The 22,235-nt window shown below is 73.7% G+C and carries 22 protein-coding genes; 14 read left to right on the top strand and 8 right to left on the bottom strand.

Going from position 1 to position 22,235, the window contains the following annotated elements; all coding sequences use genetic code 11:
* The first annotated feature begins 31 nt into the window (after positions 1-31).
* Entirely contained in the window at positions 32-1,225 is a 1,194-nt protein-coding gene (locus AB0N90_RS17110) for a lactonase family protein (protein WP_365197208.1), read from the top strand.
* On the opposite strand, the gene AB0N90_RS17105 is transcribed toward AB0N90_RS17110, so the two are convergent.
* Positions 1,193-1,918, bottom strand: a complete 726-nt coding sequence (locus tag AB0N90_RS17105; RefSeq protein WP_361672897.1) for a DUF2470 domain-containing protein — start codon at positions 1,916-1,918, stop codon at positions 1,193-1,195. The two genes, AB0N90_RS17110 and AB0N90_RS17105, sit on opposite strands and share 33 nt — an antisense overlap.
* A gap of 245 nt (positions 1,919-2,163) precedes the next feature.
* Positions 2,164-2,769, bottom strand: a complete 606-nt coding sequence (locus tag AB0N90_RS17100; RefSeq protein WP_365197205.1) for a TetR/AcrR family transcriptional regulator — start codon at positions 2,767-2,769, stop codon at positions 2,164-2,166.
* Between the two features lie 121 nt (positions 2,770-2,890).
* On the opposite strand from AB0N90_RS17100, the gene AB0N90_RS17095 reads away from it, so the two are divergent.
* Entirely contained in the window at positions 2,891-4,468 is a 1,578-nt protein-coding gene (locus AB0N90_RS17095) for a cytochrome P450 (protein ID WP_365197203.1), read from the top strand.
* A gap of 714 nt (positions 4,469-5,182) precedes the next feature.
* Here AB0N90_RS17095 and AB0N90_RS17090 read toward each other — a convergent pair.
* Positions 5,183-6,040 (bottom strand): pentapeptide repeat-containing protein, encoded by an 858-nt coding sequence (locus AB0N90_RS17090; RefSeq protein ID WP_365197201.1) that lies wholly within the window; start codon positions 6,038-6,040, stop codon positions 5,183-5,185.
* 207 nt (positions 6,041-6,247) lie between these two features.
* Between AB0N90_RS17090 and AB0N90_RS17085 the strand changes: the two genes are divergently transcribed.
* A complete protein-coding gene (locus AB0N90_RS17085) occupies positions 6,248-7,402 on the top strand; it encodes a glutathione-independent formaldehyde dehydrogenase (RefSeq protein WP_365197199.1) in 1,155 nt (384 codons plus the stop codon).
* A gap of 45 nt (positions 7,403-7,447) precedes the next feature.
* On the opposite strand, the gene AB0N90_RS17080 is transcribed toward AB0N90_RS17085, so the two are convergent.
* Both AB0N90_RS17080 and AB0N90_RS17075 read right to left on the bottom strand, forming a co-directional pair.
* A complete protein-coding gene (locus tag AB0N90_RS17080; protein WP_365197197.1) occupies positions 7,448-8,749 on the bottom strand; it encodes an alpha/beta fold hydrolase in 1,302 nt (433 codons plus the stop codon).
* A gap of 138 nt (positions 8,750-8,887) precedes the next feature.
* Positions 8,888-9,163: a hypothetical protein gene (locus AB0N90_RS17075; protein WP_361672911.1), complete on the bottom strand. Its 276-nt coding sequence runs from the start codon at positions 9,161-9,163 to the stop codon at positions 8,888-8,890.
* Between the two features lie 153 nt (positions 9,164-9,316).
* On the opposite strand from AB0N90_RS17075, the gene AB0N90_RS17070 reads away from it, so the two are divergent.
* From AB0N90_RS17070 to AB0N90_RS17055, 4 genes are all read left to right on the top strand, one after another.
* Positions 9,317-10,072, top strand: coding sequence for a (Fe-S)-binding protein (locus AB0N90_RS17070; protein ID WP_365197195.1), 756 nt, complete (start codon positions 9,317-9,319; stop codon positions 10,070-10,072).
* The gene (locus tag AB0N90_RS17065) at positions 10,069-11,544 is read left to right on the top strand and encodes a LutB/LldF family L-lactate oxidation iron-sulfur protein (RefSeq protein WP_365197192.1); all 1,476 of its coding nucleotides are present in this window, start codon (positions 10,069-10,071) and stop codon (positions 11,542-11,544) included. Before AB0N90_RS17070 ends, AB0N90_RS17065 begins: the two co-directional genes overlap by 4 nt.
* Positions 11,541-12,185 carry a lactate utilization protein C gene (locus AB0N90_RS17060; RefSeq protein WP_365197189.1) on the top strand — a complete coding sequence of 215 codons (645 nt, stop codon included), beginning with the start codon at positions 11,541-11,543 and terminating at the stop codon, positions 12,183-12,185. Before AB0N90_RS17065 ends, AB0N90_RS17060 begins: the two co-directional genes overlap by 4 nt.
* Positions 12,186-12,273: 88 nt before the next feature.
* Positions 12,274-13,428 carry a betaine/proline/choline family ABC transporter ATP-binding protein gene (locus AB0N90_RS17055; protein ID WP_365197187.1) on the top strand — a complete coding sequence of 385 codons (1,155 nt, stop codon included), beginning with the start codon at positions 12,274-12,276 and terminating at the stop codon, positions 13,426-13,428.
* Positions 13,429-13,512: 84 nt separating this feature from the next.
* On the opposite strand, the gene AB0N90_RS17050 is transcribed toward AB0N90_RS17055, so the two are convergent.
* From AB0N90_RS17050 to AB0N90_RS17040, 3 genes are read right to left on the bottom strand one after another with little or no spacing between them, the layout of a single operon-like run.
* Positions 13,513-14,448, bottom strand: a complete 936-nt coding sequence (locus AB0N90_RS17050; protein ID WP_365197185.1) for an ABC transporter substrate-binding protein — start codon at positions 14,446-14,448, stop codon at positions 13,513-13,515.
* Positions 14,445-15,116, bottom strand: a complete 672-nt coding sequence (locus tag AB0N90_RS17045; protein ID WP_361672926.1) for an ABC transporter permease — start codon at positions 15,114-15,116, stop codon at positions 14,445-14,447. Before AB0N90_RS17045 ends, AB0N90_RS17050 begins: the two co-directional genes overlap by 4 nt.
* Positions 15,113-15,793, bottom strand: a complete 681-nt coding sequence (locus AB0N90_RS17040) for an ABC transporter permease (protein ID WP_037652380.1) — start codon at positions 15,791-15,793, stop codon at positions 15,113-15,115. Before AB0N90_RS17040 ends, AB0N90_RS17045 begins: the two co-directional genes overlap by 4 nt.
* A gap of 248 nt (positions 15,794-16,041) precedes the next feature.
* On the opposite strand from AB0N90_RS17040, the gene AB0N90_RS17035 reads away from it, so the two are divergent.
* The 7 genes from AB0N90_RS17035 (at position 16,042) to AB0N90_RS17005 (ending at position 22,101) form a co-directional block, all read left to right on the top strand.
* Positions 16,042-16,899 carry a MoxR family ATPase gene (locus tag AB0N90_RS17035; protein ID WP_361672928.1) on the top strand — a complete coding sequence of 286 codons (858 nt, stop codon included), beginning with the start codon at positions 16,042-16,044 and terminating at the stop codon, positions 16,897-16,899.
* The gene (locus tag AB0N90_RS17030; RefSeq protein ID WP_365197182.1) at positions 16,896-18,248 is read left to right on the top strand and encodes a VWA domain-containing protein; all 1,353 of its coding nucleotides are present in this window, start codon (positions 16,896-16,898) and stop codon (positions 18,246-18,248) included. The genes AB0N90_RS17035 and AB0N90_RS17030 overlap by 4 nt, the downstream gene beginning before the upstream one ends.
* Positions 18,249-18,408: 160 nt before the next feature.
* A complete protein-coding gene (locus AB0N90_RS17025) occupies positions 18,409-19,377 on the top strand; it encodes a pyridoxal-phosphate dependent enzyme (RefSeq protein ID WP_365197180.1) in 969 nt (322 codons plus the stop codon).
* 159 nt (positions 19,378-19,536) lie between these two features.
* Entirely contained in the window at positions 19,537-19,989 is a 453-nt protein-coding gene (locus AB0N90_RS17020; protein ID WP_365197178.1) for a hypothetical protein, read from the top strand.
* A 61-nt stretch (positions 19,990-20,050) separates the two neighbouring features.
* On the top strand, positions 20,051-20,704 hold the full coding sequence (locus AB0N90_RS17015; protein WP_361672937.1) for a SigE family RNA polymerase sigma factor: 654 nt from the start codon (positions 20,051-20,053) through the stop codon (positions 20,702-20,704).
* Complete coding sequence (locus AB0N90_RS17010; RefSeq protein ID WP_365197175.1) at positions 20,701-21,051, top strand: hypothetical protein; 351 nt, start codon at positions 20,701-20,703, stop codon at positions 21,049-21,051. Before AB0N90_RS17015 ends, AB0N90_RS17010 begins: the two co-directional genes overlap by 4 nt.
* Positions 21,052-21,135: 84 nt before the next feature.
* Positions 21,136-22,101 (top strand): pirin family protein, encoded by a 966-nt coding sequence (locus tag AB0N90_RS17005; RefSeq protein ID WP_361672941.1) that lies wholly within the window; start codon positions 21,136-21,138, stop codon positions 22,099-22,101.
* The last annotated feature ends 134 nt before the right edge of the window (positions 22,102-22,235 follow it).

The raw sequence follows: 22,235 nt of genomic DNA, 5'->3' as shown, positions 1-22,235 counted from the left end.
GTGCACGACCGGGACGACCTGAGGTGGGCGCATGAGCACGCGAGCAGGGGCGGACGGCCGCTGGAGCAGGCGCAGATTCATCGGGATGGGCACGGGCGCGGCCGCCGTCGTGGCGGTGCCGGCCCCGGCCGCCCCTCCCCCGGACCCCGCGCCGTCCGGCGCTCCGGGGCGCCGGCCCGCCGAGCGCGCCGACGGACCCCGCCCGCTGTACGTGGGCACGTACACCTCCGTGCCGGGCGGCGGCACCGGCATCGGGCTCGCCTCGTACGACCCGGAGTCTGGCCTGATCACCGGGTCCGGGACGCTCACCGGGGTCCCCGACCCGTCGTACCTCGCCGTCCATCCGGACGGCCGGACCCTGTACGCCGTGGACGAGCGCCAGGACGGCGGGGTGACGGCCGTACGGCTCGCCGACCGGCGCGTCCTCGGTACGCGCAGCACCAGCGGCGCGGGCCCCTGCCAGCTGTCGGTGCACCCGTCCGGGCGGTGGCTGCTCAGCGCCAACTACACCTCGGGCAGTGTCGCCGTGCATCCGATCGACGCCTCGGGCGCCCTGGGCGAGCGCACCGACCTGGTCACACACACCTCGCCGAAGCCCGGTCCCGGTCAGGAGGGGCCGCACGCGCACCAGTTCCGCGCCGGTCCGGGCGGCCGCCATCTGCTGGCGGTGGACCTCGGCACCGACACCGTCTACACGTACCGCCTCGATCCCGCGAAGGGCACGCTCACCGAGGTGAGCCAGGCGCACACCCGGCCGGGCGCGGGGCCGCGTCATCTCACCTTCCACCCGGGCGGGCGGCACGCCTATCTGGCCAACGAGGTGGACGACACGGTCGTGGTCTGCGCGTACGACCCCGGCACCGGCCGGCTGGCCATCGGCGAGCCGCAGTCCACGGGCGCCACCGGGGACGTCACCAACTATCCGGCGCAGCTGCTGGTCACGGCGGACGGCCGGTACGCCTTCCTCGCCAACCGCGGTCACAACAGCCTGGCCAGGTACGCCGTCGAGGCCGACGGGGCCCGGCTGCGGCTGCTCGGCACGGTGCCGGTGGGCGGAGACTTCCCCCGGCAGATCGCCCTCTCGCCGGACGGCCGGCTGCTGTTCGCGGCGAACCAGCGCTCCGGCACCGTCACCGTCTTCCATGTGGACGCCGACCGCGGTGAACTGCGGTCCGCGGGCGAGCCGTTCGTGTCACCCGTCGCCGTCTGCGCGCTGCCGCTGTAGCGTCCGGGGGCACCCGGCGGCGCTCGCCTGCGCCAGCAGGGCGTGCACCCGCTCGGTGAGCTGGCCGAGGTCGTCGGCGGGGGTGTGGAAGGCCAGGCGTACATCGCCGTGGGCGCGGGTGCGTTCGATGCGCAGGGTCAGTCCGTGCCGGTCGACGGCGAGCGGCAGTACCCGGATCGCGGCGTGCAGGCTCTCCGGCCGCACCAGCCGGGTGAGCCGCTCCACGGCGTCCGGGTGGGCCTCGGCGAGATGGGTGAGCAGCCCGGCCTCGGCGACGGCCAGCGGGTCGGGGCGGGCGGTGGCGAACTCGTCCGGGTCGACGAGTACGGCGCCGCAGGAGCGCCGCAGCACCACCCGGGCGGGGTGGAAGTTCAGGGCGCCGTCGGCCGGGGTGAGCCGCCCGGCGAGCCAGAGCCGGGCGCGGATCCGGTCGCGCACGGCCACGGGGGCCACGTCGGCGAACTCCAGTACCGCGCGGGAGTCCTGGCGCGGGAGGCACAGGGCCGCCCCGTGCAGGGCGCTGTCCTCGGGCACGGTCAACAGCACCGCGCCCTCGTCGGTCACGGTGTGCGCGCCGACGTACTCCTCGCGGGCGCCGCCCGCGGTCACCGCGCACGACCACGCGGCGGCGAGCACCGAGCGCGCCTGTTCCGCCGCGCCGGGGGCGGCCGTCCATGCCTGGGTGTCACCCATCCCGAGACCTCCTTAGGTAAGCCTTGCCTAACCTAGCGGAGATCGTGGCGCGCGCCAACCAGGCGCCCCGGTTCTCACCCGACGTTCAGATCTCTGGCGGCGGCGAGAAAGGAGCGATGAGAGCAGGCGCCGGAGGAGCGGGTCGGCCCCGAGGCCCGGCTCCAGGTCTTCCGTCATGTGGGTGACAAGTGGCTCGCATGTGGGTGACAGGTGGCTCGATCGGCGCCGGGCCACTCGTCCGAGTCTCAGGCGATGGCGCCGAGCAGCGCGCGTGCGCACAGATCGCGCACCTGTTCCCGGCTCAGCTCGCCCTCGCGCAGCCACTCCAGGCAGACGGCGGTGGTGAAGGCGAGCCAGCCGCGCACGGCGAGGCGCAGCTGCGGGACGCCCTCCGAGACCGGCCCGAACTCGGGGTCGGCCGCGAGGGCGGCGAGGATCTGCTTCTCCTGTGCGGCCAGGGCCCGTTGATAGACCCTGCGCACCGCCTGGTCGCCCGCGGCGTCGGCGCGGTGGAAGGCGCGGAAGCCATGGGCGTGGGCCTCGACATAGCCGAGGTAGGTGTCGAGCCCCGCGGTCAGCTGCTCGCGCGCCGGCACGCCCGGCTCGGCCGCCGTCATGCGCAGCATCCGCTCGCTCTCGCGCTCCACGACCGCCGCGAAGAAGTCCCGCTTGGTCGGGAAGTAGTGGTACAGCAGCCCCCGGGACACCCCGGCGAGATCGGCGACCTGCTCGATCCACACCTCGTCGTACGGGCTCTCCGAGAACAGTCGCGCGCCGACCGTCAGCAGCTGCTCACGGCGTTCGCCGGTGCTGAGGCGGCGCCGGGCGCGCTCCCCCTGGTTCGCGGGCATGGCGTCACTTTACTTGACGTCGGTTCAACAAGCGGACCAGACTGAGGGCGTTGTTGAATCCACGTATAACAAGCGTGTACCGGGGGCTCGACGTCCCGCCGGGTCAAGGGAGATCGGCGTCATGGCGCAGACGACGGAGAGCGCGCGGACCACGGATGCGACCGGGGATCCGCGGCTGCCGAAGGGCTTCCGCAGTGCCGAGCTGGGGTGGCCCGAACTGGACCGCATTCCGCATCCGCCGCGCCGGCTGCCGCTGCTCGGCGATGTGGTGGGCGTCGACCGGCGCAGGCCCGTCCAGGACTCGATGCGGTTCGCGCGCGAACTGGGCCCCGTGTTCCGCCGCCGGATCTTCAACAAGGAGATCGTGCTGGTGTGGGGGGCCGGGCCGGCCGCCGATCTCGCCGACGAGTCCCGGTTCGCCAAGCATGTCGGGCTGGGCGTGGCCAACCTCCGGCCGATCGCCGGGGACGGGCTGTTCACCGCGTACAACCACGAGCCCAACTGGCAGCTGGCGCACGACGTCCTGGTGCCCGGGTTCAGCCGGGACGCAATGGAGGGCTACCACGGGATGATGCTGGCGGTCGCCGGGCGGCTGACCGACCGCTGGGACCGCGAACTGGCCGCGGGGCGCCCGGTGGACGTGCCCGGGGACATGACCAAGCTGACCCTGGAGACGATCGCGCGGACCGGGTTCGGGCATGACTTCGGCTCCTTCGAGCGGGACCGGCCGCATCCCTTCGTCTCGGCGATGATCGGCACGCTGACCTACGCCCAGCGGCTCAACGCGGTGCCCGGCCCGCTGGCCCCGCTGCTGCTGCGCGGCGCGGCCCGGCGCAACGCGGCCGACATGGCGTATCTGAACCGCACGGTCGACGCCCTGGTCGAGGAGCGGCGCGGGTCGGGCGGCGGTGCCGGGGATCTGCTGGACCGGATGCTGGCCACGGAGCATCCCTCGACCGGCGAGAGATTGTCCGCGCAGAACGTCCGGCGGCAGGTCATCACCTTCCTGATCGCCGGGCACGAGACCACCTCGGGCGCGCTCTCCTTCGCCCTCTACTACCTCGCCCGGCACCCGGACATCGCCGCGAGGGCGCGCGCCGAGGTGGACCGGGTCTGGGGTGACACCGGGCGTCCGGGCTACGAGCAGGTGGCCAAGCTGCGCTATGTGCGCCGGGTGCTCGACGAGTCGCTCCGCCTGTGGCCGACCGCGCCCGCGTTCGCCCGTGAGGCCCGCCGGGACACGGTGCTCGCCGGGGACCATCCGATGCTCCGGGGCGCGTGGGCCCTGGTCCTCACGCCCATGCTGCACCGGGATCCCGCGGTCTGGGGCGAGAACGCGGAGGACTTCGACCCGGACCGCTTCACCCCGCAGGCGGTGCGCACCCGCGCCCCGCACACTTTCAAGCCCTTCGGCACCGGGCTGCGCGCCTGCATCGGCCGCCAGTTCGCCCTTCACGAGGCCACCCTCGTCCTCGCGCTCCTCCTGCGCCGCTACGACCTCCACGCGGACCCCGCCTACCGGCTGGAGGTGACGGAACGGCTGACCCTGATGCCGGAGGACTTCCGGCTACGGCTGTCGCGCCGTGCGCTGCCCGCCCAGGCGGCGGAGCCGGGCCCGGCGGCGGAGCGGGGGGACGGCGGGGCTCCGGGGGGCGGCTGCCCGGCGCATGCGGACGAGGGTGCGGAGAGCGGGGGTTGAGGTGAGCGGGGGTTGAGGTGAGCGGAGGCTGAGGAGAGCGGAGGCTGAGGAGAGCGGGCCTCGGGTGTGCCGCAGGTGTGCCTCGGGTGTGGGATACCCGGCATACGGGCGGGTGGCGGGGACGACGGTTCAGCAGCGGTCCGCGAGACGCGGGATCAAGCGGTCGGCGAGACGCGGGATCAGCGGGATCAGGGTGGTTTCGGGACCGGCGGGGGCCGGTTCGGAGACCTTCGGCGGCCCGGCGGCGGGGGGACCCACGCGGGCGACGCCGGCACGCGGGCCGCTCCGGAAGCGCTGACGGAGCCCTGGTGCCGCGTCGGCGGGTGGCGCGCCGCACCGGCGGCCGCCGCAACGGGCCGCACCGCGCACCTGCCGGCCCATCGGCTCGCGAACTGCCGCGCCGGCGGGGGCACGTTGTTGTGCGGGCGGGCGGGAGGCCGGGCCCCGACACGGCGTTTCCCGGCCGTGCCCGCGCGCGTCCGCCACCCTCGGGCCCCGTACCGCGTGCTGACCACTGGTGTGTGAAGCGTCCCGGTCACGGCCGGCTGCCGGGCCCGAGCAGTCGCCGTCGAGCCATGCCCGCCGCCCGTCACCGCCACTCGCACGGCGACACCTCGCCGCGACCACGGCGGCACCCCGGTCCGCACCGCTCCCGCACCGGAGTCCGCCCCGTCCTGGCCCCCCGACGCCCCGGTCACTCCGCCGCGGTCGGCGCTACTCCCCCGCCGCCCCCGCCCAATGCCCCGGCCTGTTCAACGTTCCCGGCAGTTTCGTTCCCGCGTTCCCCCTCGCCGCGTTCACCTGCGGCTGGGTGAGGAAGAAGGCGCCGGTCAGATCGGCGTCGGAGAGGTCGGCGTCGCGCAGGTCGCTGCCGATCATGTCGGCGTCGCGCAGATCCGCGCCGGTGAGGTCGGCGGCGATGAGGTAGGCGCCGCGCAGGGTCGCCCCGCGCAGGTCGGCGCTCCGGAGCCGGGCGCCCATCAGGTCCGCGCCCCGGCGGTCCTTGCCCTTGCCGCCCTTCTTGCCCTTGCCACCGGCCGCACCGGCCCGCACCAGTTCGCTGGTGCGCAGCAGGAGGACGTTGATCTCCGCGCGGTGCGCGGCGACATCCAGCGCGGCCAGGTCCTCGGCGGGCAGCAGGGTGAGGCGTTCGGTCTTTGCCAGCGCCCGGCGCAGCTCGGGGTGGACGGACCGGGCGGCGGGCAGGGACAGCGCCTCGGTCAGGTACCAGAGCAGCTCGTGCAGCTGTCGTACGACGGGAAACACCTCGAACATCCGGCGGGCCCGGTCCTTGGGCGCCGTGCGCCAGTCCTGCCCGTCGAAGGTGTGCCGCGAGACCTTCTGGCCCGCGCCGAAGCAGTCGTAGACGGTGCAGCCGGTGAAGCCCTTGTCCCGGAGCCGGGCGTGGATGCCGCAGCGGTGGTCGGCGGCGAGGTTGGGGCACGGCCTGCCCGCGGGCTTGTCGAGCGCGAAGTCGGCGGACGCGGCGAAGGGCAGCGCGACGCAGCACAGCCCGAAGCAGCTCCCGCAGTCCCCGCGCAGCTCCGGAAGCCCGGCTGTCTGATCTGGCATGAGCACAGCCTACTGGCGCCGACCAGCCGGAATCCCGGCCCGTCCGGCCGGGGGTTGCGACCCTCGCCCTACGGGAGTTACCTGGAAGTACCGGCGGTGAAGCGCGCGCAGGGGGCTCCGGCACATACCGGGGGCCCGGGCCGACGCCTGCTCCCCCGGACCTGGCTCGCCGCCGTCGTCCAGCGTTCCACGCGGAGGTGACCCAAGGTGAAAGCCGTCGTCTACGAAAAGCCGTTCAGCGTGGCGGTGCGAGACGTCGATGATCCGCGGATCGAGCACCCCAACGATGTGCTCGTACGCGTCACGTCGACCGCGATCTGCGGCTCCGACCTGCATATGTACGAGGGCCGCACGGCGGCCGAGCCGGGCATCGTCTTCGGCCACGAGAACCTCGGGGTGATCGAGGAGATCGGCAGCGGTGTGACCTCGCTGTCCGTGGGCGACCGGGTCGTGATGCCGTTCAACGTGGCCTGCGGCTTCTGCAAGAACTGCCTCGCCGGCGAGACCGGCTTCTGTCTGACGGTGAACCCCGGCTTCGCCGGCGGCGCCTACGGATATGTGGCCATGGGCCCGTACGAGGGCGGTCAGGCCGAGCATCTGCGGGTGCCCTTCGCCGACTTCAACTGTCTGAAACTGCCGCCGGGCGAACAGTTCGAGACCGATTTCGTGCTGCTCGCCGACATCTTCCCGACCGGCTATCACGGCTGCGAGCTGGCCCAGGTGGCCCCCGGTGAGAGCGTGGCCGTCTACGGCGCGGGTCCGGTGGGCCTGATGGCCGCGTACTCGGCGCTGCTGCGCGGCGCGTCCAAAGTGTTCGTGGTGGACCGGGTGCCGGAGCGGCTGGCCAAGGCCGAGCAGATCGGGGCCGTCCCCATCGACTTCACCCAGGGCGACCCGGCCGAGCAGATCAGGGCGCAGACGAACGGCGAGGGCACGGACAAGGGCGTGGACGCCGTCGGCTACCAGGCCCAGGCGCACGACGACACCAGCCACGAGGAACCCGCCATCGTCCTGAACGCGCTGGTGGAGACGGTACGGGCGACCGGCAGGCTGGGCGTGCCGGGGCTGTATGTGCCGTCCGACCCGGGCGGGCCCGACGAGCACGCCAAGCACGGCCAGCTCCTGGTCTCGATCGGCAAGATGTTCGAGAAGGGCCAGAAGATGGGCACCGGGCAGTGCAATGTGAAGCGGTACAACCGCCAGCTGCGCGATCTGATCATCGCCGGGCGGGCCGAGCCCAGCTTCGTCGTCTCCCATGAGCTGCCGCTGGACCAGGCACCGCAGGCGTACCAGAAGTTCGACAAGCGGATCGAGGGCTACACCAAGGTCGTACTGCACCCGGGACACGCGCTCGCCGCGTGAGGTCCGGGGGTCCGGGCGCCCGCACGGGTGCCCGGACCCGCTGTGTCACACCTCGTCCCGGACCACCGCGAGGAGCCGGTCGAGGACCCGGGGCGCGCCGCTGCGCAGCCCGTCGTGCTCGTACTCGTCGGTGACCCAGGTGCGCAGTCCGCGGATGGTGCGGGCGGTGCGCAGCGAGTGGCCGGCGTCGACGTACATGTCGTCGTGGTAGACGGCCGCGGCGACCGGGACCTCGTTGGCGGCGAGGCGGTCGCGGTCGTACAGCGGGGTCCAGTCGGTGCGGGCGGCGAGCAGCTCGGCGGTCTCGCGCAGCGGGCGCAGGGCGGGGTCGGTCTCGAACATCCAGGGGTGGATGGTCTCGCCGGTGAACAGCAGCGGCTCGTCGCCGGCGAGCGTCTTCGCGGCGTCGAACCGGGGGAACTCGGCGCGGACGCGTTCGGCGGCCCAGGCGGTGGGGCGGGCGTCCTGGCCGTAGATCGACTCGTGGACGAGGGCGTAGAGGGGGTGGCCCGCGAACGACAACAGGCTCTGGACCTGCTCCTGGAAGGCGTCCGCCAGCTCGGGTCCGGCCGGGGTGCGGACGAACGCGTCCGCGAGGAGGTGGTGCAGGCGGTGGCTGCCGTCGCCGCCGCCGAGCATCAGGCCGAGGGACTGGAAGGCCTCGACGGTGAGGCGGTAGCCGTTCGGCAGGACCACGTCATGGGTGAGCAGGTGGTCGGCGATGCGGCGGGCCCGCTCGATGTCCTGCGGGTAGCGGGCGTAGTGCGCGGTGACCTTGCGTTCGATGCGGGGGTAGGCGGCGCGGTAGACGTCCTCGGCGTGGACGTCCAGGGCGGGCAGGCCGCCGGTGATCAGGGCGGTGTTCAGTCCCTCAGGGGCGAGCGAGAGGTACGACACCGTGCAGAAGCCGCCGAAGCTCTGGCCGAGGACGGTCCAGGGGGCGCCGCCGGTGACCTCGGCGCGGACGGCCTCGCAGTCGCGCACGATGGAGTCGGCGCGGAAGTGGGCGAGGTAGTCGGCCTGTGCGGCCGGGCCGCCGCGCGCCGGGAGGGTCTGCCGGGTGGCGGGGGTGGAGCTGCCCGTGCCGCGCTGGTCGAGCAGCAGTACGCGGTACTCGTCGAGCGCGCGGTCGAGCCATGCCTGCCGCCCGATGAAACGATTCGCCCCGAAGCCGGGACCGCCCTGGAGGTACAGCAGCCAGGGCAGTTCCTTGTCCGCCTTGTCCCCCGCGACCACCTCCCGTGCGTACAACTCGATGCGCTCCCCGCCGGGATCGGCGTGGTCGAGGGGCACGGTGAACCGGCGATCGGTCAGAACGACGCCGGGCTGGCGGTAGCTGATGCTCAACGGGTCTCCCGGGAGGGGTGGGGTGGACGGGTCAAGTTCAGCACATGGGCGGTGGGGCCGGGTGGACGGGTGGTGGGGCCGGGTGGACGGGTGCCGGGCCGCCGCGGAGCCGCGGGGCTTCGTCCACGGCGTAAGGCGTCACGGGCCGGAGTACCGGAAGACGCCCTCCGCGATGTCCTCCAGCGCCTCCGCGCCGATGACCGCTTCGAGCGCGTCCCCGACGGTCCCCCGCGCGCGGGCCAGCCGGGCGGCCACCCGACGGTCCACCAGGTAGTCGGCCAGGATCGCGGGATCGGCGCCGGCCGCGAGCCGGGACAGGATGCGGTCGAGGGAGACCACGTACTCCTCCAGATCCCGGAACAGCAGCAGGGCGTCCTCGGCACCCAGCGAGAACTCCGCGTTCGGAAGGCTCATCCCACCACCCGGTCAGCTGCGACGTCGCACCGCTGAACCCGGCGCCCTCCGCACATGCTAGGCCCGCGCCACGCGCCGGATCCCCGGTCCGCGCCACCGTCCCTTCGGCGACTAGGCTGCATCGCGCCCCGTGATCCCTCCCGAGGAGCCGCGATGCGTGTCGCCCTGTTCCTGACGTGTGTCAATGACACGCTCTATCCGGAGACCGGGAAGGCCGTGGTGAAGCTGCTCGCGAGGCTGGGGGTCGAGGTCGAGTTCCCGATGGGGCAGACGTGTTGCGGGCAGGCGCACTACAACACCGGGTACCGGCATGAGGCGGAGCCGCTGGCGCGGCGGTTCGCGGAGGTGTTCGAGGAGTACGAGGCGGTCGTGACGCCCTCCGGGTCGTGCGGGGCGATGGTGCGGGAGCTGTATCCCCGGATGGGCGAACGGGCCGGGGCGGAGGGCCGCGGGGACTCGCTCGCGCGGACCGTGGCGCCCGTGGTGCGAAGGACGTACGAGCTCACGGAGTTCCTCGTGGACGTGCTGGGCGTGACGGACGTGGGCGCCTGGTACCCGCACACGGTCACCTACCATCCCACCTGCCACGGCCTGCGCAGCCTGGGCCTCGGGGACCGGCCGCGCCGCCTGCTGGAGGCGGTGCGGGGGCTGGACCTGGTGGAGCTGCCGGGCGCGGAGGAGTGCTGCGGGTTCGGCGGCACCTTCGCGGTGAAGAACGCCGCGGTCTCGGCCGCGATGGGCACGGACAAGGTGCGCAACGCCGAGTCGACCGGCGCCGAGGTGCTGTGCGCCGCCGACAACTCCTGCCTGATGCACATCGGCGGCACCATGACCCGCCTGAAGGCGGACATGCGCCCCGTCCACATCGCGGAGATCCTGGCGAGCACGGAGGAGGACCCCGCGCGATGAGCGGCACATTCGTCGGCATGCCGGCCTTTCCCGAGGCCGCGCGCACGGCCGTGGACAACCCCACCCTGCGCGGGAATCTGCGGCACGCCACCCACACCATCCGCGCCAAACGCGCCGGCGCCGTAGCCGAGTTGGCCGACTGGGCCGAGCTGCGCGAGGCGGGCCGCCGGATCAAGGACCACACACTGCGCCATCTCGACCGCTTTCTGGAGCAGTTGGAGGCGTCGGTGACCGCGGCCGGCGGCACGGTCCACTGGGCCGCGGACGCCGAGGAGGCCAACCGGATCGTGGCCGAACTGGTCAAGGAGACCGGCGAGTCGGAGGTCGTCAAGGTCAAGTCGATGGCGACCCAGGAGATCGGGCTGAACGAGGCGCTGGAGGCCGAGGGCATCCGCGCCTACGAGACCGATCTCGCCGAGCTGATCGTGCAGTTGGGCAAGGACCGCCCCTCGCACATCCTCGTCCCGGCCATCCACCGCAACCGCGGCGAGATCCGCGACATCTTCGCCCACGAGATGGCCGCCTGGGGCCGCCCCGCCCCCGAGGACCTGACCGACACGCCCGCCGATCTCGCCGAGGCGGCCCGGCTGCATCTGCGGGAGAAGTTCCTGCGGGCCAAGGTGGGCATCTCCGGCGCCAACTTCATGGTCGCCGAGACCGGCACCCTGGTCGTGGTGGAGTCCGAGGGCAACGGGCGGATGTGCCTGACCCTGCCGGAGACCTTGATCTCGGTCGTCGGCATCGAGAAGATCGTGCCCACCTGGCGCGACCTCGAAGTCTTCCTCCAGACCCTGCCCCGCTCCTCCACCGCCGAGCGGATGAACCCGTACACGTCGATGTGGACCGGCACCAGGGACGAGGACGGCCCGCGCGCCTTCCATCTCGTGCTGCTCGACAACGGCCGCACCGACACCCTCGCCGACCGGGTCGGCCGCCAGGCCCTGCGCTGCATCCGCTGCTCGGCCTGCCTCAATGTCTGCCCCGTCTACGAGCGGGCCGGCGGCCACGCCTACGGCTCCGTCTACCCCGGCCCCATCGGCGCCATCCTCACGCCCCAACTCCGGGGCACCGCCAGCGAGATCGACGCCTCCCTGCCGTATGCGTCGAGCCTGTGCGGCGCCTGCTACGAGGTGTGCCCGGTCGCCATCGACATCCCCGAGGTGCTGGTCCATCTGCGTGAACGGGTCGTCGAGGGCGGCCCGGCGGTGCGGGGCGGCAACAAGGTGGTGCTGCGCCCAGCCAAGGGGCACGCGGCCGAGCGCGCCGCGATGCGGGCGGCGGCCTGGGCGTTCGGGCACCCGGGCGCCCTGCGCACCGGCCAGCGGCTCGCCGCCCGCTCCCGCCGGCTGCATCCCCGTACCCTGCCGGGTCCCGGCCGGGCGTGGTCCGGCACCCGGGATCTTCCGGCGGTGCCCGCGGAGCCGTTCCGCGACTGGTGGCAGCGCACGCGCGGCGGAGAGGACGCCAAGTGAACAGCAGGGAGCGGATCCTGGGCCGGGTGCGGCGCGCCCTCGCCGACGTGCCCGCGGACGACGGATCGTACGAGGAGGCCGTGCCCCGGGACTATCTGCGCGAGCACGGGAAGCGGACGGTCGAGGAGACGGTCGATCTGCTGGCCGAGAACCTCGCGGACTACCGGGCGATCGTGCACCGCACCGACGCGGCGGATCTGCCGCTCCTGATCACCCGGCTGCTGGCCGCGCACGGCTCCACGGAGGTGCTGGTGCCGCCCGAGCTGCCGGCCCGGTGGATGGCGGCGGCCGACCCGGCGCGGGTCCACGACCGGGCGGAACTCACCCCGCGGCGCCTGGACCGGGTCGCCAGCGTCGTGACCGGCTGCGCCCTGGCGATCGCCGAGACCGGCACCCTCGTCCTCGACGGCTCCCCCGACCAGGGCCGACGCCGTATCTCGCTGATCCCCGACCACCACATCTGCGTGGTCCGGGTCCCCTCGCAGGTCGTGGCGTCGGTGCCGGGGGCCCTCGAACGCCTCGACCCCACCCGCCCGTTGACCTGGATCTCCGGCCCCTCGGCCACCAGCGACATCGAACTGGACCGGGTGGAGGGCGTCCATGGGCCGCGCACGCTGGAAGTGATCCTGCTGGACGACTGAACCAGCGCACTGAACCAGCGGACTGAACCACCGGTGAGGCGCCCGGCGTCACCGCGCGTCGTACCGGCGGCGCCGTTAGCGTGAGGACATGATCCGGTTCGAGCAGGTCACCAAGCGCTACCCGGACGGTACGACGGCCGTGGACGACCTCTCCTTCGAGGTGGCCGAGGGCGAGCTGGTGACGCTGGTCGGCCCCTCGGGCTGCGGCAAGACGACGACCATGATGATGGTGAACCGGCTGATCGAGCCGACCTCCGGGCGGATCAGCGTCGACGGCGAGGACATCGCCGCGGTCGACCCGGTGCGGCTGCGCCGCCGTATCGGCTACGTCATCCAGCAGGTCGGTCTCTTCCCGCACCGCACCGTGCTGGACAACACCGCGACCGTGCCCGCGCTGCTCGGCTGGAAGCGGGCGAAGGCACGGGCCAGGGCCGCCGAACTGCTCGACCTGGTGGGCCTGGACCCGAAGACGTACGGGCCGCGCTACCCGGAGCAGCTGTCCGGCGGCCAGCGGCAGCGGGTCGGCGTGGCGCGGGCGCTGGCCGCGGACCCGCCGGTGCTCCTGATGGACGAGCCGTTCGGCGCGGTCGACCCGGTGGTCCGCGAGCAGTTGCAGGACGAGTTCCTGCGGATGCAGGCGGCGGTGCGCAAGACGGTGCTGCTGGTCACCCATGACATCGAGGAGGCCGTCCGGCTCGGCGACCGGATCGCCGTGTACGGACAGGGCCGGATCGAACAGTTCGACACCCCGGGGGCGGTGCTGGGGGCGCCCGCCACGCCGTACGTCGCCTCGTTCGTGGGCGCGGACCGGGGCCTGAAGCGGCTCTCGGTGACCGCGATCGAGCCGGACGATCTCCAGCAGCCGCCGGTGGCCCGGCCGGACGAGCCCGCCGAGCGGGCGCGGCAGCGGCTGAGCGAGCAGGGCGCGCGCTGGGCGGTGGTGCTGGACGAGCGGGGCGATCTGCACGGCTGGGTCGGGGTGGCGGACCTCGCGGCGGGCGGCACGGTCGGGGGGCTCGCCCATCGGATGACCGCGTGGGTGCCGGTCGGGGCGCCGCTGAAGCAGGCGTTCGGGGTGATGCTCCAGTACGACGCCGGGTGGGTCGCGGTCCTCGACGGGGCGCGCTTTTTGGGGGTGCTGACCCCGGCGAAGCTGCACGAGGCGCTGCGCCGCTCGGTGGACGCGGACGCGCGGGGCGTGGCGCGCGGGCAGGTGCCCTTCGACTCGGTGTCCGACGCATGAGACCGGACGCGTGAGACCCGACGCATGAGACCTGGCGCATGAGACCTGGCGCGTCAGACCCGGCGCGTGCGGATGCGGGAGGACCTATTTCAGCAGGCCCTTGTCCTTGAGGTAGGCGCGGGCCACGTCGGCGGCCAGTCGGCGCCAGCTGTCGACCTGCTCGTTCAGGTCGGCCAGGTCCGCGGTGGTCAGGACGTCGTTGAGGCGGCCGAGGGCCTTGGTGACTCCGGCGCCGCCCGCGCGGGCGCGGTTGACGACCGGGACCACGTAGTCGGCGTTCTGCAGATGCCGGTCGTCGGCGAGCAGGACCAGGCCGAACTGGTCGAGGGTAGCGTCCGTGGTGGTGGTGAGCACCAGCTGGTCCCGGCCCTGCTGCACCGCGCGCTTGGCCGGGGTGGTGCCGACGCCCTTGGGGTCGACGCCGGTGACATCGATGCCGTACTCCTGTCTCAGGCCCGGTGCGCAGTACGGCCGTTGCACGCATTCGTCGCCCGCCGCGAGCCGTACCTTCAGGCCGGAGGCGCCGAGATCGCTGAGCGTCTTGAGGTGGTGCTCGCGGGCGTAGTCGGCGCTCACCGCGAAGGCGTTCTGGTCGACGGCCCGGCCCGGGGGCAGGACGGTGAGTCCGCGGGGGGCGGCGAGCGCGCGCAGGGCGTTCATCGTGGTGTCCAGGTCGGGTGAGCCGACCGGTTGTGCGTCGGTGCCGTGGACCTTGGCGTTCAGCCAGTCCGCGAAGGTGGCGGCGAACTCGGGCACGACGTCGATCTGGCCGGACTCCAGGGCGGGTTCGTACAGCTCCCGGTTGGAGACGGTGAGGATGGAGGTCTTGTACCCGGCCCGGTTCAGCAGCTGGGCGTACATCTGGGCGAGCAGATCGCTCTCGGTGAAGCCGGCCGAGCCGATGGTGAGGTGGTGGCTGTCCCCGGGCGGCGCGGTGACCCGGCCGCGGTTCTCCAGGGAGGGGCCGGTGGCACAGCCGGTGAGAGCGAGGAGCACCAGCAGCCACAGGACGCGTCTCATCGCCCTCCCCTCGCCCACGCGGGGCCCAGCCGTTCGGCGATCTCGAAGCCGCCCTCCACGAGAAGCGCGAACACGGCGACCAGCAGGGCGCCCGCGACCACCTGGGGTGTGCTGGCGAGGTTGAACCCCGCGGTGATGATCCGGCCGAGCCCGCCGCCGCCCGCGAGCGCCGCGATGGTGGCGGTGGCGACGAGTTGTACGGCCGCGATCCGCACCCCGTTCATCAGCAGGGGGAGCGAAAGGGGCAGTTCCACGTGAAACATCAGTTGTCGGCCGGTCATGCCCATGCCCCGGGCCGCCTGGACGACGCCCCGGTCGACCTCGCGCATCCCGACATAGGCGTTGGTGAGCAGCGGTGGCACCGCGAACAGCACCAGGGCGACGACGGTGGGGCCCTCGCCCCAGTTGCCGACCGGGGTGAGCAGCAGCAGGACCAGTACGGCGAAGGTGGGTACCGCCCGGCCGACGTTGGAGATGTTCACGGCGAGCGCCCCGCCCCGGCCGAGATGGCCGAGGACCAGGGCGACGGGCAGCGCGATCAGACAGCTCAGGACGAGGCAGACGACGGTGAGGAGGAGGTGCTGGAGCAGCCGGTGCCACACTCCGTTGTCGCCGGACCAGTGCGCGGGGTCGGCGAGCCAGTCCCAGCTGGCGGTGAGGGTGCTCATCCGCGTGCCGCCCTCGTCCAGGGGGTGATCAGCCGCTGTACGCCCAAAAGCAGCAGGTCCGCGGCGACCGCGATCAGCACGCAGAGCACGGAGGCGGTGAGCACCTGGGCCTTGAAGTAGGTGTTCATGCCCGCGTAGACGAGGTTCCCGAGGCCCCCGTAGCCGACGATCGCGCCGACCGTGACCAGGGAGACCGCGGAGACGGTGGCGATGCGCAGCCCGGCCATCGCGGCGGGCAGGGCGAGGGGCAGTTCGACGGTGAGCAGCAGCCGGATGGGGCCGTAGCCGAGGCCGCGCGCCGCCTGCCGGGTCTCCTCCGGGACCGCGCGCAGGCCCGCGAGCAGGTTGCGGACCAGGAGGGTCAGCGAGTACAGCACCAGGCCGGCGACGACCAGGGTGGCGGACAGGCCGTAGAGGGGCAGGAGCAGGGAGAACATCGCGAGGGACGGGATGGTGTAGAGGATCGTGGTGAGGGCGAGCACCGGTCCGGCGGCCCAGCCCCAGCGGCGGGCCAGCACCGCGAGCGGCACCGCGATGAGCAGGCCGATCAGGACCGACAGGGCGGTCAGCTGGAGGTGCTGGACGACCGCGTCGAGCAGGATGCCGCGGCGGCTGCTCAGATAGGCGCCGCAGATCCACTCGTTGCGCGCGAGACAGTCGTCGGGGGCGGCGGTCACGGGTCCATTGGACCGGCGGGCGGGGCGGGGTGCGCGTGGTGGGGGGCCGTACGAGGGAGGGACGTACAGAGGAAGGGGACGTACGGGGAGGGGCGTACGTGGGAAGAGGCGTACGGCGGTCGTACGGCCGGGCGGTGCGGCCCGGCCGGGGGCCATGCGTGACAGGGGTGCTGAACAAGCGCTTAGATAGAAGGGCTTGGGTGGCATTCGTCGCCCGGCTCGCTCCCCGATCCCGCCGGAGGACCCCGTTGTTCACGTCCGTCGACGACGTCTCCGCCCGCCTCGCCGAGACCGGCTACCTCGCCTCGCCCGCGGTCGCCACCACCGTGTTCCTCGCGGCCCGGCTGGGCAAGCCGCTGCTGGTGGAGGGCCCCGCCGGGGTCGGCAAGACCGAGCTGGCCAAGGCCGTCGCCCAGGTGGCCGACGCCCGGCTGGTGCGGCTCCAGTGCTACGAGGGCGTGGACGAGTCCCGGGCCCTGTACGAGTGGAACCACGCCAAGCAGCTGCTGCGCATCAGCGCGGGCCGGGACGAGAGCTGGGACGAGACCCGGACCGACATCTTCAGCGAGGAGTTCCTGCTGCCGCGCCCGCTGCTGACCGCGATCCGCGGCGACGAGCCGACGGTGCTCCTGATCGACGAGACCGACAAGGCCGACGTCGAGATGGAGGGCCTGCTGCTTGAGGTGCTCAGCGACTTCCAGATCACGGTGCCGGAGCTGGGCACGGTCACCGCGACCCGCCGCCCGTTCGTCGTGCTCACCTCCAACGCGGGCCGGGAGCTGTCCGAGGCGCTGCGCCGCCGCTGCCTGTTCCTGCACATCGGCTTCCCGGAGGAGGAGCTGGAGCGGCGGATCGTACGGCTGAAGGTGCCGGGCCTGCCCGAGGCGCTGGCGGAGTCGGTCGTCCGGGTGGTCGGGGCGCTGCGCGCGATGGACCTGCGCAAGGCGCCGTCCGTCGCCGAGACCGTCGACTGGGCGCACACCCTGCTGGCGCTGGGCGCGGACACCCTGGACGAGACGGTCGTACGGGACAGTCTCGGGGTGATCCTCAAGCACCAGGACGACATCCAGAAGGCCGCGGCCAAGCTCGACCTGGACGCGCTGTGACGGATCCCGCCGAGCGGATCACCGGCCTGGTCGGGGCGTTGCGGGCGCACGGGGTGCGGATCGGCACCGGGGAGACGGTGGACGCGGCCCGCGCGGCCGAGGCGCTGGGGCTCGGTGACCGGGAGCTGCTGCGCGAGGGGCTGGCCGCGACCCTGCTGCACGGCCAGGCCCAACGCGCCGTGTTCGACCCGGTCTTCGACCTCTACTTCCCGCGCGGGGTGGGTGCCCCGGACGCCGGTCCCACCGACCGCGAGAGCCTGCGCGACCGGCTGGCCGAGGCGCTGACGGCCGACGACCGCGCCCTGATGGCCCAGTTGGCGGCCCAGGCGGTCGACGGGCTCGGCGGATACGGGAGTTCACCGGGATCGGACGGCTGGTCGGCGTACCAGACCCTCGAACGGCTGCGCCCCCAGACCCTGTTGGCGCGGGTGCGGGCCGAGGTACGGGCCGGGGCGGGCGCCGGCGGTGACTTCGCCGACCGGTTGCTGGACGACGAGATCCGGCGCCGTATCGAGGAGTTCCGGCGGCTGGTCGGCGCGGAGGCGCGGCGCCGGGTCGCCGAGCGGCGCGGGCGGGACGAGATCGCCCGGCGCGGGGTGCGCCCGACGGCCGACCGGGTCGACTTCCTGTTCGCGAGCAGGGACCAACTGGCCGAGCTGCGCAGGGCCGTTCAACCGCTGGCGCGCAAGCTGGCCACCCGGCTCGCCGCGCGCCGCCGCCGGGCCGCGCGCGGCACCGTCGATCTGCGCCGCACCCTGCGCTCCTCGCTGTCCACGGGCGGCGTGCCGATGCGCCCGGTGCTGCGGCGGCGCCGTCCGGTCCGCCCCGAACTGGTGCTGCTCTGCGATGTGTCCGGCTCGGTGTCGGGCTTCTCCGACTTCACGATGCTGCTGGTGCAGGCGCTGCACGACCAGTTCAGCAAGGTCCGGGTGTTCGCGTTCGTCAACCGGCTCGACGAGGTCACCGGCCTGCTCGACCACGGCCGCGCCGACCCCGAGGGCCTCGGCGCCCGCATCCGCGACGAGGCCACGCTCACCGGCTGGCACGGCAGCAGCGACTACGGCATGGCGCTGGGCGAGTTCACCGAGCGGTACGGCGCCGCGGTCGGCCCGCGCACCACGGTGTTCGTGCTCGGCGACGCCCGCACCAACCAGAGCGACCCGAATCTGCCCGCGGTCCGCGAGATCACCCGGCGGGCCCGGCGCGTGTACTGGCTGAACCCGGAGCCGGCCGGCCAGTGGGGCACCGGGGACTCGGCGGCGCCGGCGTACGCGGAGCTGGTGGAGATGCACGAGTGCCGTACGGCGCGGCAGCTCGGGGGGCTGGTGGGGCGGCTGCTGCCGGTGTGAGGGAGCGGCGGTGGGGGCAGCGGTGGGGCGCCGGCCGCGGCGGAGTGACGTACAGGACCTACTGTGATCGACTGATCGTCGTACCGCCATCACCGCGCCGAGGGCTCCGGCCCTCCGCCCACCGCACCGAGGGCCCGCCCTCCTCCCCCGAGGATCAGCCATGACGCACCCGCCCGTGCCGCTCGGCACCTTCCCCACCCCGCTCGAACCGGCGCCCCGGCTGGCCGCGGCGCTGGGGCTCGGCCCGGAGGACCTGTGGGTCAAGCGGGACGATCTGACCGGTCTGGGCGGGGGCGGCAACAAGATCCGCAAGCTGGAGTGGACGGTGGGGGCGGCCCTCGCCGAGGGCGCGGACACCCTGGTGACCACGGGCGCCGCGCAGAGCAACCACGCCCGGCTGACCGCCGCCGCGGCCGCCCGGCTGGGGCTTGACGTCGTCCTGGTGCTGCGCGGCGCCCCCGGTGCCGCCCGCTCCGGGAACCTCGCGCTCGACGGGCTGTTCGGGGCCCGGCTCGCCTGGGCGGGCGAGGTGGACCAGGCGGGTCTGGACGCGGCCGCGGCCGAGGTGTGCGCCCGGCTGCGCGCGGACGGGAGGCGCCCCGCGCTGATCCCGTTCGGCGGGTCCGGGACCCTGGGCGCCCGGGGCTACGCGCGCTGCGGCGAGGAGCTGCGCGCCCAACTGCCCGGTCTGCGCACGGCGGTGGTCGCGCTCGGCTCGGGCGGCACCATGGCGGGCCTGGTCGCCGCCCTCGGCACCGGCTCCGTCCTCGGCGTCGACGTCGGCGCGCTGGCCGACCCGGCCGCCGCGGTGGCGGCGTTCGCCGCGCCGCTCACCTCCAAGGAGGTCGGGGCGGAGCGGCTGCGGGTGCGGCGGGACCAGGTGGGCGCGGGGTACGCGGCGCTGACGGAGCCGGTGGCCGAGGCGCTGCGGCTGGCCGCGCGCACCGAGGGGATCGTGCTGGACCCGACGTACACGGGCCGGGCCCTGGCCGGGCTGGCGGCGGCGGTGCGCGACGGCGACGTACGTCCCGGCGAGAAGACGGTGTTCGTGCACACCGGGGGGCTGCCGGGGCTGTTCGGTCATGCGGCGGCGGTGACGGCCGCGGAGGAGGGGGCGGGGACTTACTGAGGGGGCGGGTCCGAGGGGGCGGGTCCGGGGGGATTTCGAGGCGGTGAAGGGCGTACGAAAATTCCTCGGCCGCCACCCGCAACCTCGACCGGGGTCGGACGTCTGTCCGGGTGGAGGCCTCCACTTCGACCAGTTGTCCGACCAGCCCAGAAGGAACCCATGTCCGCACACCGTGTCCCCCGCCCGTTCCGCGCCCGCAAGCTGCGCACCGTCCTTGGGGTCTCCGCGCTGGGCGCGGCGCTCGCCGTCACCGGCACCGTGGCCGCGCAGGCCGCGCAGTCCGACCACCACGCCGCGGCGACGCCGAAGCCGGTGCCGTCGACCCCGTCGCGTACGGCCACGCCGAGCCCCGTGCCGTCGGTCCCGGGCGGTACGTCGACCCCGCGTCCCGTCCCGTCGACCCCGAACGGTACGTCGACCGCGTCCCCGGTACCGTCGGTCCCCGGCGGTACGTCGACCCCGCGTCCCGTCCCGTCGGTGCCGGGCGGTACGGCGACCCCGTCGCCGGTGCCCGCGCCGCCGCACTCCGGGACCCCGTCGCCGGTGCCGTCGACGCCCGCACACCCGCACCACAGCTCGGCCGTTCCGGCGCCGGTTCCGGCGCAGCACTGAGGTAGGGCGGGTGCGGGGAGCCGTCGCAGGACGGTTCCCCGCACCCGGTCCCGGGAGATCCATGACGACAGCCACACCACCGGCGGCCCTGCCCTGGGAGAGGTCCGGAGCCGCCCGGCTCCCTTCCCTGCGGCGGCGGTTCACCCGACTCCTCGCCCGTATCAACATGGACACGGACACCGTGTCCGGGCCGCGTCCCCCGACCGCGGGGACGGCCGCCCCCGAACCCCCGCCCGGGATCGAGGAGTTGTACCACCACCGCCGGCTGCCCCTGGTGCGCCTGGCGGTGCTGCTGGTGGACGATCTGCCCACGGCCGAGGACGTCGTACAGGACGCCTTCACCGCGCTGTTCCGGCGGCACGGCCATCGGCTCGCCGCGCTGGACGACCCGGAGGCGTATCTGCGGACCAGTGTGGTCAACACGGCCCGCTCGGTGCTGCGTCGGCGCAGGACCGTACGGGCCCATCCCCCGGTGCCGGAGGGGCACGCGCCCGCGCCGGAGGAGGACGTGCTCATCCATGAGGACCACCGGGAGGTGCTGGCGGCGCTGGGCACCCTGACCCGGCGCCAACGGGAGGTACTGGTGCTGCGCTACTGGTCGCATCTGACGGAGGCCGAGATCGCGGCGACGCTCGGTCTGTCGAGAGGGGCCGTCAAGTCCACGGCCAGCCGGGCCCTGGACGCGCTCGGCCGGCGTCTGGAGGGTCTGCGATGAACCACTTTCCCGTCGACGGATCCGTCCGGGAACCCGTCGAGGAACGGCTGCGCGCCGCCCTGGCCGCCCGCGCGAACGCCGTCGCACCGGCCGATCTGCGCCCCCTGCGCCCGCCGACCGACGCGCTCAAGGCCCACCGGCTGTCGCTGCGCGGCACCGTGGTGGGGCTGCTGGCCCTGGCGGCGGTGGCGGCCCTCGTCCTGTTCGGCCTCCACGACGGCGGGAGCCGCCCGGCGCCGCCGGCCCACCAGCCGCGTCCGACCGTCGGCACCCCCTCGCCGATGCCGAGCTCCGCGTCGCCCTCGCCCGTGGCGAGCCCGTCCGCCCCGGAGCCGGACCCGCGGTGAGGACGATGAGCACGGTGGACGCGGTGGCGAATTGCACCCGTCCGCGCTCACCGGTCCGGCATCGGCACCGCTAAGTTGGGCGGCATGAGCAACCTTGACCGCGCGCCCGAGCCGACCGTCTGCGGTGGCCGTGGCTTCGTCGTCGCCGAACCCGTCCGCGAGCTGCTGAGCCCCCGTCACGTCAAGCTGGGGGAATCGACCGAGGTGCGCAGGCTGCTGCCGAACCTCGGCCGCCGCATGATCGGCGCGTGGGCCTTCGTCGACCACTACGGCCCGGACGACATCGCCGACGAGCCCGGCATGCAGGTCCCGCCGCACCCCCACATCGGGTTGCAGACGGTCAGCTGGCTGCACGAGGGCGAGGTGCTGCACCGCGACTCCACGGGCAGCCTCCAGACGATCCGGCCCCGGCAGCTGGGCCTGATGACCGCGGGGCGCGCGATCAGCCACTCCGAGGAGAGCCCCCGCCCGCACGCCCGTCTGCTGCACGGCGCCCAGCTGTGGGTGGCGCTGCCCGACGCGCACCGGCACACGGAACCGAGGTTCGAGTTCCACGCCGAGCTGCCGACGGTCACCGCGCCGGGGCTGACCGCCACGGTGCTCCTCGGCGACCTCGACGGCTCCGTCTCCCCCGGTACGGCCTACACCCCGATCGTCGGCGCCGACCTGGCCCTCGCCCGGGGTGCGGATGTGCGGCTGCCCCTGGACCCCGACTTCGAGTACGGCGTCCTCGCGATGTCCGGCGAGGTCCATGTGGACGGCGTACCGGTGCTGCCCGGTTCGATGCTCTACCTCGGCTGCGGCCGCTCCGAACTCCCCCTGCGCGCCGAGTCCGACGCCGGGGTCATGCTCCTGGGCGGCGAGCCCTTCGCCGAGGAGCTCATCATGTGGTGGAACTTCGTCGGGCGTACCCAGGAGGACATCAAGCAGGCACGTGAGGACTGGATGAGCGGGTCGAGTTTTGGGGAAGTGAAGGGGTACGCCGGGGATCCGCTGCCTGCACCGGAGCTGCCGCCGACGCCGCTCAAGGCGCGCGGCCGAGTGCGATGAACCGGTGTTTTACTACCTGCCCGGACAGAGTCCCGGCAGGGTAGGAGGCACCCCATCAGGTTCACTGACCCAATGCCGACTTTCCTGACGGTCAGTCGGGTCGCTGTGGAGCGCCGTAGGTCGCGCCGTCGGCT

The organism is Streptomyces sp. NPDC093018 (assembly GCF_040684035.1).
Taxonomy (GTDB): domain Bacteria; phylum Actinomycetota; class Actinomycetes; order Streptomycetales; family Streptomycetaceae; genus Streptomyces; species Streptomyces murinus.
The sequence above is the reverse complement of the archived record's forward strand: the minus strand, read 5'-3'. Positions and strand labels throughout refer to the sequence as shown.

Bases quoted from the DNA above. Each gene is read 5' to 3' on its own strand.
- AB0N90_RS17110 (WP_365197208.1), top strand. From the start codon at position 32: ATGAGCACGCGAGCAGGGGCGGACGGCCGCTGGAGCAGGCGCAGATTC.
- AB0N90_RS17105 (WP_361672897.1), bottom strand. From the start codon at position 1,918: ATGGGTGACACCCAGGCATGGACGGCCGCCCCCGGCGCGGCGGAACAG.
- AB0N90_RS17100 (WP_365197205.1), bottom strand. From the start codon at position 2,769: ATGCCCGCGAACCAGGGGGAGCGCGCCCGGCGCCGCCTCAGCACCGGC.
- AB0N90_RS17095 (WP_365197203.1), top strand. From the start codon at position 2,891: ATGGCGCAGACGACGGAGAGCGCGCGGACCACGGATGCGACCGGGGAT.
- AB0N90_RS17090 (WP_365197201.1), bottom strand. From the start codon at position 6,040: ATGCCAGATCAGACAGCCGGGCTTCCGGAGCTGCGCGGGGACTGCGGG.
- AB0N90_RS17075 (WP_361672911.1), bottom strand. From the start codon at position 9,163: ATGAGCCTTCCGAACGCGGAGTTCTCGCTGGGTGCCGAGGACGCCCTG.
- AB0N90_RS17070 (WP_365197195.1), top strand. From the start codon at position 9,317: ATGCGTGTCGCCCTGTTCCTGACGTGTGTCAATGACACGCTCTATCCG.
- AB0N90_RS17065 (WP_365197192.1), top strand. From the start codon at position 10,069: ATGAGCGGCACATTCGTCGGCATGCCGGCCTTTCCCGAGGCCGCGCGC.
- AB0N90_RS17055 (WP_365197187.1), top strand. From the start codon at position 12,274: ATGATCCGGTTCGAGCAGGTCACCAAGCGCTACCCGGACGGTACGACG.
- AB0N90_RS17050 (WP_365197185.1), bottom strand. From the start codon at position 14,448: ATGAGACGCGTCCTGTGGCTGCTGGTGCTCCTCGCTCTCACCGGCTGT.
- AB0N90_RS17045 (WP_361672926.1), bottom strand. From the start codon at position 15,116: ATGAGCACCCTCACCGCCAGCTGGGACTGGCTCGCCGACCCCGCGCAC.
- AB0N90_RS17025 (WP_365197180.1), top strand. From the start codon at position 18,409: ATGACGCACCCGCCCGTGCCGCTCGGCACCTTCCCCACCCCGCTCGAA.
- AB0N90_RS17020 (WP_365197178.1), top strand. From the start codon at position 19,537: ATGTCCGCACACCGTGTCCCCCGCCCGTTCCGCGCCCGCAAGCTGCGC.
- AB0N90_RS17015 (WP_361672937.1), top strand. From the start codon at position 20,051: ATGACGACAGCCACACCACCGGCGGCCCTGCCCTGGGAGAGGTCCGGA.
- AB0N90_RS17010 (WP_365197175.1), top strand. From the start codon at position 20,701: ATGAACCACTTTCCCGTCGACGGATCCGTCCGGGAACCCGTCGAGGAA.
- AB0N90_RS17005 (WP_361672941.1), top strand. From the start codon at position 21,136: ATGAGCAACCTTGACCGCGCGCCCGAGCCGACCGTCTGCGGTGGCCGT.